This is a genomic window from Methylobacterium sp. WL18 (genome assembly GCF_008040015.1).
Classification (GTDB): domain Bacteria; phylum Pseudomonadota; class Alphaproteobacteria; order Rhizobiales; family Beijerinckiaceae; genus Methylobacterium; species Methylobacterium mesophilicum.
This window is the reverse complement of the sequence record NZ_VRVD01000319.1, coordinates 1-5,297: the sequence shown is the minus strand read 5'-3', so window position 1 is coordinate 5,297 and position 5,297 is coordinate 1. Positions and strand designations below refer to the sequence as shown.

Sequence of the window (5,297 nt, the reverse complement as noted above, 5' to 3'; positions counted from 1 at the left end):
TCCCCGGTCCGGCCCGGCCGGTGGCGGCCTGACCCCCGCCACGCGCGACGACGCCGACGTGGCGTGACCGGACGACGCCGTCGCGCGCCTTCCTAGAGTCGCAGCCCGATGCCGGCACCGGACCGCCATCCCCATCTGTCCACGACTGGAACAAACAAGACTGCACGCCATGGCCGATTCCCCTGAAAAACCTCCGATCGGACCGAGCGCGGTCGTCAGGGACGGCGCGGCGAGCGATGTCGCCGACCCCAAGAGCGACATCTTCTTCGCCGCGGTGGAAACCACCCGCATGCCGATGATCGTCACCGATCCGCGCCAGCCGGACAATCCGATCATCTTCGCCAACCGCGCCTTCCTGGCGATGACCGGCTACACGCCGGAAGAGCTGGTCGGGCGCAATTGCCGGTTCCTGCAGGGCCCGGAGACCGACCGCGAGACCGTCGACCAGATCCGCTCGGCGATCGCCGAGAAGCGCGAATTCGCCACCGAGATCCTGAACTACCGCAAGAACGGCTCGAGCTTCTGGAACGCCCTGTTCGTCTCGCCGGTGTACAATTCGGCCGGGGAGCTCGTGTATTTCTTCGGCTCGCAGCTCGACGTCTCGCGCCGGCGCGACGCCGAGGAGGCGTTGGGCCAGGCGCAGAAGATGGAGGCGTTGGGCCAGCTCACCGGCGGCATCGCGCACGACTTCAACAACCTGCTGCAGGTTATCGTCGGTTACGTCGACATCCTGGCCTCCGGGCTCGAAAAGCCCGATGCGGACCGCGCCCGGCTCGGGCGCGCCACCGACAACATCCGGCAGGCGGCCGAGCGCGCGACGACGCTGACGCAGCAGTTGCTGGCCTTCGCCCGCAAGCAGCGGCTGGACGGGCGCGCCGTCAACCTCAACACGCTGGTCGAGGGGATGCGCGACATGGTCGCCCGCTCCGTGGGCGAGGCGGTGACGATCGAGCTGGATCTCGCCCAGGATCTCTGGAACTGCCGCGTGGACCCGACGCAGGCCGAGGTCGCGATCCTCAACGTGCTGATCAACGCCCGGGACGCCATGCCGGAGGGCGGCACCGTCCGGATCACCACGGAGAACAACGCGGTCGCGGCCAGGGGCGAGATCGGGCCGCTGCGCGCGGGCCGCTACGTCAGCATCGCCATCCGCGACAGCGGCACCGGCATCCCGCCCGCGGTGCTGGCCCGGGTGATGGATCCGTTCTTCACCACCAAGGAGGAGGGCAAGGGCACCGGGCTCGGCCTTTCGATGGTCTACGGCTTCGCCAAGCAATCCGGCGGCGCCGCCCAGATCGAGTCCGTGGTCGGCGCCGGCACGACGGTGCGCCTGTCCTTCCCGGCGACCGACGGCGACGCGCATGCCCCATCCAAGGTCTCGCACCGGGCCGTGGACCGGCAGGGCACCGAGACGATCCTGATCGTCGACGACCGCGAGGACGTGGCCGAACTCGCCCGCACCATCCTGCGGGACTTCGGCTACACGACGCTGATGGCCAGCAATGCCCGCGAGGCCCTGGAGATCCTGGAATCCAGCGAGCGGATCGACCTGCTGTTCACCGACCTGATCATGCCGGGCGGCATGAACGGCGTGCTGCTCGCCCGCGAGGCGCGCCGCCGCCAGCCCAAGCTCAAGGTCCTGCTGGCCACGGGCTACGCGGAGGCGAGCCTGGAGCGAACCGATATCGGCGGTTCGGAGTTTGACCTTCTCAACAAGCCTTACCGGCGCACGGAACTGGTCCGCCGCGTGCGGGCCATCCTCGACGGTCCCACCGGCGTAGGCTGAGCTTGAGGAGACGCGCGATGGCGCAGGGAGACAAGGCGAAATACACCGACAAGCAGAAGCGCAAGGCCGAGCACATCGCCGACTCCTACGAGGCGCGCGGCGTGCCGGAGGAGGAAGCGGAATCCCGCGCCTGGGCCACGGTCAACAAGGACGACGGCGGCGGCAAGAAGCCGGGCGGCTCCGGCCGCGGCAAGGCCACCGGCCATCCGGCGGCCCACAAGGGCGGGGCGACAGGGGGCAAGGCTTCCGCCGGGCGGACGCCGGAACAGCGCTCGGCCTCGGCCAAGAAGGCGGCGGCGACGCGCAAGGCGAATGCGTAAGCTGATCGACGAGACTGGATGCTTTCAGCGTGCCGACGGGCTTGGATCGATAGCGATCAGTAGTTTGCCGCCATCTAGAAGTTGGTCATTCGAATTCGCGCTCATTTTAATTGCTCATCCAAACAGCCGGGATGATCGCAAGTGAAACGAAAGTGTCGGTGACCCGATATCGCCAAAATGCTAGTGATGCCTGTTGGTAGGCGACCTTGGCAGGCGGCAATGGGCGATGAGATCGACGATGAATTTGTGCTGCCGTTTCCGATTGAGTTCATGATCCAAGAGACTCCTCGTTCGCACCAATCCAAAAACGTGAAAGCGAAAGAGGAATGGAAACTGATGGTGCGGCGGGCGGCAAAGGATTGCATCGACGCGCATCGCGAATTTACTTTGCTTGACGATCGGCCGATCGCCGTGAAGATATTGTATTTTTCACCTAGTACTATGGAAGGGGATATCGACAACATCGTCAAGCTCATACTCGACGGCATGCTGGAAGTCGTTTATCTGGACGATCGAGTGATCGAGCGCGTCATAGCTCAAAAAATTGAGCCGGGAATAATCGTCGAGTTCGCTTCTATTACTGAAAAATTGGAGGAAGCGGCCAGGGCTGGGCCGCCAGTCGTATATATCAGAATTGACGACGATCTGAGTTGGAGGGAAGCAGCATGACGTATCAGCCTTCCGAGGCAAAGGCATTTGCCACCCAGATCGACGGTCTCTTGGGACGATTGCAGAAGGATGCAGAAAAGCGGGGCTGGAAATTCTACATCCAACCGTCGCCACAAGTAATTCCCGAGTTTCTCAAAGGCTACCGTCCCGATGCGCTGGGCATTGGTCCGGATGGCGGGGTCGTAATCGAAATCAAGGCACGTCGGCACGACGCACAAGGAGAGAGCCTGGCTAAAATAGCAAACCTCGTCGAAGCCCAGAAGGGCTGGGAGTTCCGAGTTTTCTATGTGGCACCGCCCGTCGAAGTCAGGACGGACTTGTCCGCGCCAACGGCAAGTGAGCTAGCGTCCGGCATCGCGGAGGCTCGGACGTTGCTGGAAAGCGGGCACGAGCGAGCGGCACTGGTGATTGCATGGTCGCTTCTCGAAGCGATTGCTCGGTTGGTCACGCCCCAGGGGGAGACGACCAGGGCGCGACCTTTGTCTCCAGTTCAGGCTGTTCAGACGCTTGCAGAGATGGGATATCTGAAAGAGGTTGATGCTCGTAGGCTTCGGGAGTTGACCAGCCTGAGAAACGCCGTTGTTCACGGCGGCCTCAAAACGGTTGTACCGGCCAATGATGTCGCTCAGCTCATCCGTGACCTGGAAACGATTACGCATGATCTTGCCGAGGCTGCGTGAGCCAGGATCGACAGGTCTGCTCTCGTGATCAAGTCTCTCGAAAGCCACATATCCGCTTTGGGTCAGGCTTGTTCATTTGAAACTGGCTACCCTGTCAGCTACTAGACCGTCCGATAGCTTGAGAAGGGTGGGACGCGGACGGGACAACCCGCGAAATATCACCTCCCTCAACCAACTTGACCAGCGTGTGCAGCATCCGGTTGGCCGGCGTCGGAATGCCCAGGGCCGCGCCTCTCCGCATCACGTATCCGTTGAGGTGGTCGATCTCGCTCGGCCGGCCCCGGGCGAGGTCCTGGGCCGTGGAGGAGCGCTGGTCGGCCATGCTGGTGCTGAGGGCGAGCACCGTGTCGAGGATGTCGTCGGGTACCGTCACGCCCGAGGCGTTCGCCACCGCGACGCATTCCTGCACCACGTCGGTCATCGCCGCGACGACGCCCTCGCCCTGTACAAGGCGGCCGTAGGGCAACTGGGTCAGGGCCGACAGGGCGTTGTAGGCGCAGTTCAGGATCAGCTTGCCCCAGAGCGCGTCCAAGGCCCGTTCCGAGACGGTGGTCGGGATCCCGGCGGCGATGAGCGCGGCGGCGATGGTTTCGCTCGTTGCCGAGGCGCCGAGCACGAGGTCGCCCCGGCCGTTGTGCCGGCCCCGCCCCGGCCCGACCATCTCGGTGGCGACGTAGACCGCCACCGGCACCACCGGCCGCCCGAGCACGGCGCCCAGGCGCTCGGCGTTGTCGACGCCGTTCTGCAGGCTGAGGATCGTCGCCGAGGGGCTGAGATGCGGGGCGATGGTCGCCCCGGCGGCTTCCGTGTCGCCCGACTTGACGCAGACCAGCACCAGATCGGCCCCGGCGACGCCGTCGCCCGTCGTGGTCGCCCGGACGGCGAGGGTCTCGCGCCCGGCCGCACTCTCCAACACCAGCCCGTCGGCCTCGACGGCCGCGACCAGGGCCGGGCGGCCGATCAGCGTGACCGCGTGGCCGGCCCGGGCCAGCAGGAACCCGTAATAGCAGCCGACCGCCCCGGCCCCGAGGATCGCGACCTTCATCGCGCCGCCGCCGCGGCGTGCTCGGGATGGAACGGGGCGGCGCCGACGGCGCTCGTCCGCACATGGTCGAGGAGGGCCTGGACCGGGTGGCGGAGCCGCGCGCCGTCGATCAGCTTGGCCTGGGACCGGCAGGAATAGCCGTCCGCCAGCAGGGTACCGCCGGGGGACTCGGCGACGTGGCGCGCCCAGCTCAAGCCGTAGATCGCTTCCGAGGTGGCGCGGTTGCGCGTCTCGTGGCCATAGGTCCCGGCCATGCCGCAGCAGCCCGCTGCCGGCACGTCGAGCCGCAGCCCGAGATGGGTGAACACCGCTTGCCAGTCGCGGACCGCGCCGGGGGCGTTGGTGCGCTCGGTGCAATGGGGCAGCAGCCGCAGGGTCGCGTTGCCCGGCCGGGGCGCGATCCGGTCGAGTTGCGTGGCGAGCCATTCCTGCAGGATCTGGACCTTGGGCAGGTCGTCGGCGCCGAGCGCCTGGGCGTATTCGGACCGGTAGGTCAGCGTCATCGAGGGGTCGAGGCCGACGAGCGGCACGCCCGAGCGAGCCAGCGCCCGCAGCATCGCGGCGTTGGACCGCGCCACCGCGGCGAACCGGGCCAGGAAGCCGTGCACGTGCAGCGGCTTGCCGTTCGGCCGGTAGGGCACGAGCCACGGCTGGAAGCCGAGGGCGATCAGGAGCGCGCAGGCATCCACCACCAGGGCCGCCTCGAAATGGCTGGTGAACGCATCCTGCACCAGGAGCACCGCGCGCTCACGCTCGGCCGGGGCGAGGCGGGCCAGCGCCTCCGGGGTCGCGGTGGC

6 protein-coding genes are annotated in these 5,297 nt (G+C 66.5%); 4 read left to right on the top strand and 2 right to left on the bottom strand.

The features are described 5' to 3' along the window. Nucleotides 1–169: 169 nt before the first annotated feature. The 4 genes from FV228_RS19450 (at nucleotide 170) to FV228_RS19435 (ending at nucleotide 3,455) form a co-directional block, all read left to right on the top strand. Nucleotides 170–1,786, top strand: coding sequence for a hybrid sensor histidine kinase/response regulator (locus tag FV228_RS19450; RefSeq protein ID WP_147856125.1), 1,617 nt, complete (start codon nucleotides 170–172; stop codon nucleotides 1,784–1,786). A gap of 17 nt (nucleotides 1,787–1,803) precedes the next feature. Next, entirely contained in the window at nucleotides 1,804–2,106 is a 303-nt protein-coding gene (locus FV228_RS19445; RefSeq protein ID WP_147856124.1) for a plasmid stabilization protein, read from the top strand. Between the two features lie 219 nt (nucleotides 2,107–2,325). Then, nucleotides 2,326–2,775, top strand: a complete 450-nt coding sequence (locus tag FV228_RS19440; protein ID WP_187277822.1) for a RusA family crossover junction endodeoxyribonuclease — start codon at nucleotides 2,326–2,328, stop codon at nucleotides 2,773–2,775. Continuing rightward, nucleotides 2,772–3,455, top strand: a complete 684-nt coding sequence (locus FV228_RS19435; RefSeq protein ID WP_147856122.1) for a hypothetical protein — start codon at nucleotides 2,772–2,774, stop codon at nucleotides 3,453–3,455. The genes FV228_RS19440 and FV228_RS19435 overlap by 4 nt, the downstream gene beginning before the upstream one ends. 94 nt (nucleotides 3,456–3,549) lie before the next feature. Here the strand turns inward: FV228_RS19435 and FV228_RS19430 are convergent, their stop codons facing one another. After that, nucleotides 3,550–4,500 carry a ketopantoate reductase family protein gene (locus FV228_RS19430; RefSeq protein ID WP_246690014.1) on the bottom strand — a complete coding sequence of 317 codons (951 nt, stop codon included), beginning with the start codon at nucleotides 4,498–4,500 and terminating at the stop codon, nucleotides 3,550–3,552. Beyond that, a partial coding sequence (locus FV228_RS19425; protein WP_147856121.1) for a (Fe-S)-binding protein occupies nucleotides 4,497–5,297 on the bottom strand: 801 nt, incomplete at its 5' end. The genes FV228_RS19430 and FV228_RS19425, both read right to left, overlap by 4 nt.